Genomic DNA, 2,793 nt, shown 5'->3' on the forward strand with positions numbered 1-2,793 from the left:
ACCCCGGGTGACGCGGCCGATCTCTCGTCGGCCGCGTCACCCGGGGTGGGGATCTCATGCAGGACACCGAGCACGGCACGTCGCCCGAAGAGGCACCGGAAGCAGCCGCGGCACAGGAGGCGGCGGCCGCCGCGGAAGCGATCCAGGCAGCCCTCAGCGGCAGGAGACCCGCCGACGCCCGCGCCCGGGCGACCGCCGCACTGGAGCGGTACGGCCCCGATCCCCTCCTCTACACGCTGCTGGGCCGGGCCCACGTCGCCGAGAACGAGGACGACCACGACGACGCGGCCGAACGCGTCTACCGCCGGGGCCTGGACGCCTTCCCCGACGACCTCGGCCTGCTCACGGCCTACGCCGAACTCTGCCTGGAATCCGACGCACTCGACCGCCCCGGCCGCCACGCCCGCGGCCCCGGCCTCGTCGCCCGGGTCGGCGAACTGGCCCCCGACTCAGCGTACGTGCGCCGTCTGGACCGGATCAGCAAGGGCATCGGCGGCATCATGGCCGCGACGGGTGGCGGCAGGCCCTCCCTCGCCACGCCCATCCCGCTCTCCGCCGCGCACACGCAACGCCACGACGTCCGCACCGCCCTGACCACCGCCCCGAACCTCGCCGAAGCCACCCGCCTCGCCGCGGAGGAGTCCCAGCAGTACCCGTACGACCTGCGCTGGATGATCCGCGCCGAAACCCTGGCCGCTCTCGGCCGCCCGGGCCGCCGGCTGCTCGTGGCACAGGTGCGGGCCCCGATCCTGCTCGTGCCCCTCGCCCTCGCGCTGGGGGCCTTGGCCATGATCCCCAGGTCCGCGTCTCCCCTGTCCCTGTGGGCCGGAGCCGCCGCCCTGCTCGTCTTCCTCCCGAACCGCCTGCTCGGTGCCCTGGAAAGCCGTGCCCGCACCCGCGCCGCGTCCCGCCTGCAGCCGCCCCCGGCCGACAGAGACCCTCTGTACAGCCTTCTGCCGCCACCCCCCGCACCCGGCGCACGCGATGCCGTCGCGCTCGTGGCAGCCGTCGCGCTGGGGTTCTTCGCGCTGGTCTCACCTTCGTGGCTCGTGACCTCCTCGGACACCGACGACCCGCACACCACGGCATCGGCACCGGCACCGGCCTCGTTCCGCGGCCAGCCGCTGCTCTCCGCGCAACCGGCCGTCGACGGCCTCGACTCGGAGATGGCCGGGATGTGGACCAACGCCTTCGACACGTCGTTCGCCTACCTCTACGGGTCCATGGAACAGCTGGCGTCCTACGGCGCCCAGCCGGCCGCCTACGTCTTCGGCTCGACCGGTGACCGCCTCGACGCACCGCCCGCCGTGGCCAATGGCACCCAGCTCGGCCTCACCGAGTCCGACGCGGCCATCGACGACACATGGGACGCGGGCCCCGGCACCGCAGGCGGCCGGCTGCGCTGCGCCTCGTACGCGAGCGACACGGAGGAGAAGGGCGCGCACACCGCCTGCTCATGGACCGACAGCCGCAGCTACGGCACCATCGTCCTCAACGAACCGGGTCTGGATCACGAAACCGCTGCGGCGGCCGCACGCGAGATGCGGGACGCGATCCTTCAGGGGGAGACTGTCAGAGGCGACGCCTAAAGTTCCCCCATGGCAACGCTCCCGAACCCACTCAGCTCCCCGGCCGACGCAGGACTGCAACTGCCGCCCGGCACCTTCGTGGACGCCACGATCGACGAGGTGTGGCACGAGCCCCTGCTCTGGTACGCGGACGCGCCCGCGTCCCCCGGCAGTTGGGCCGCGCTGCGCACCTCGGGGCGACCGGTCGGCCTGCTGCCCGTACTGATCGACGGCGGGATGCGCGATGCCTGGCCCGAGGCCTGGGATCTCGGCCCGGCCAGGACCTCGTACCCCGGCGACCATGACGCGGAGGAGGTCCTGAGCGAGGCCTGGGAGGCGTACGCCCCCGAGGAGTTGGGCCTCGACGAGTCCTCGGCCGACTGGCCGGGCCTCGCCCCCGTACCGGCCGAGGCGGCGGCCGAGGACCCGGACACGTCGGCGGCGGGCCTCGCGGACTTCCTGACCGATGCGAGCGGGCCGATGACCGGTCTGCGGGCGGCCCTCGTGCCCGCGCGCCGCAGCGCGGACATAGCGGCGGCGATCGGCTGGTCGGGTCCGCTCAACCACGAGAACGACGTGGCACGGCTCTGCGCGGTGCTGCGGTCCTGGGAGGACCGGTTCGGAGCGCGGGTCGTGGTGCTCGGCTTCGACACGATGGTCGTCTCGGTGAGCCGCCCGCCGACCACCATCGCCGAGTCCGAGGCCCTGGCCGCCGAGCACTTCGCGTTCTGCCCGGACAACATCCAGCAGTCCACGCTGAACAGTCTGGACACCTATGCGGAGAAGGCCGTGCTCAACCAGCAGACCTGGGCCTTCTGGTGGGACTGAGCCGTCTCAGGGCGCCTTGAGGAGGTCCCGGAGTCCGGCGACGAGTGCGGTGACGTCCCGCTCGGCGGGCGGGACGGGCACGGGCTCTGCGGGAGCGGCATGCTGGCGGCAGGCGCGGCAGAGGCCGTCGGGAAGTGCTTCGGCGGGGCCGGGTGCACCGCAGTCGGTGCACTCCATCATCACGTGGCGGACGGAGGATCCGGCCGATGGCGGTGTGGGGGCGGTGGGCAGCGCGGGCGGGAGCTTGTCCATGAGCCGGCGGCGGAGGAAGCCGACGGGCGAGTCGACCTGGGCGGGCAGCCCGGCGGTGAGCGCGCTGGTGAGGTAGTCGGCGTTCACGCCGCGTGCGAACCACTGCTCGGCCAGGCCCTCCAGGACCGAGCAGTGGTTCGCACGC

Annotated in this window: 2 protein-coding genes and 1 pseudogene; 2 read left to right on the plus strand and 1 reads right to left on the minus strand. The window is 73.5% G+C overall.

All coding sequences use genetic code 11. The features are described 5' to 3' along the window. Positions 1-56 precede the first annotated feature (56 nt). Complete coding sequence (locus JGS39_RS38570; RefSeq protein ID WP_219574429.1) at positions 57-1,589, plus strand: hypothetical protein; 1,533 nt, start codon at positions 57-59, stop codon at positions 1,587-1,589. A gap of 9 nt (positions 1,590-1,598) precedes the next feature. After that, entirely contained in the window at positions 1,599-2,396 is a 798-nt protein-coding gene (locus JGS39_RS38575; RefSeq protein WP_219574430.1) for a DUF4253 domain-containing protein, read from the plus strand. 6 nt (positions 2,397-2,402) lie between these two features. On the opposite strand, the pseudogene JGS39_RS38580 reads toward JGS39_RS38575, so the two are convergent. Continuing rightward, positions 2,403-2,793: pseudogene (locus JGS39_RS38580) on the minus strand (MarR family transcriptional regulator); the annotation flags it as partial.

Origin of the sequence: Streptomyces poriferorum (assembly GCF_019399235.1) — a bacterium.
Lineage (GTDB): Bacteria > Actinomycetota > Actinomycetes > Streptomycetales > Streptomycetaceae > Streptomyces > Streptomyces poriferorum.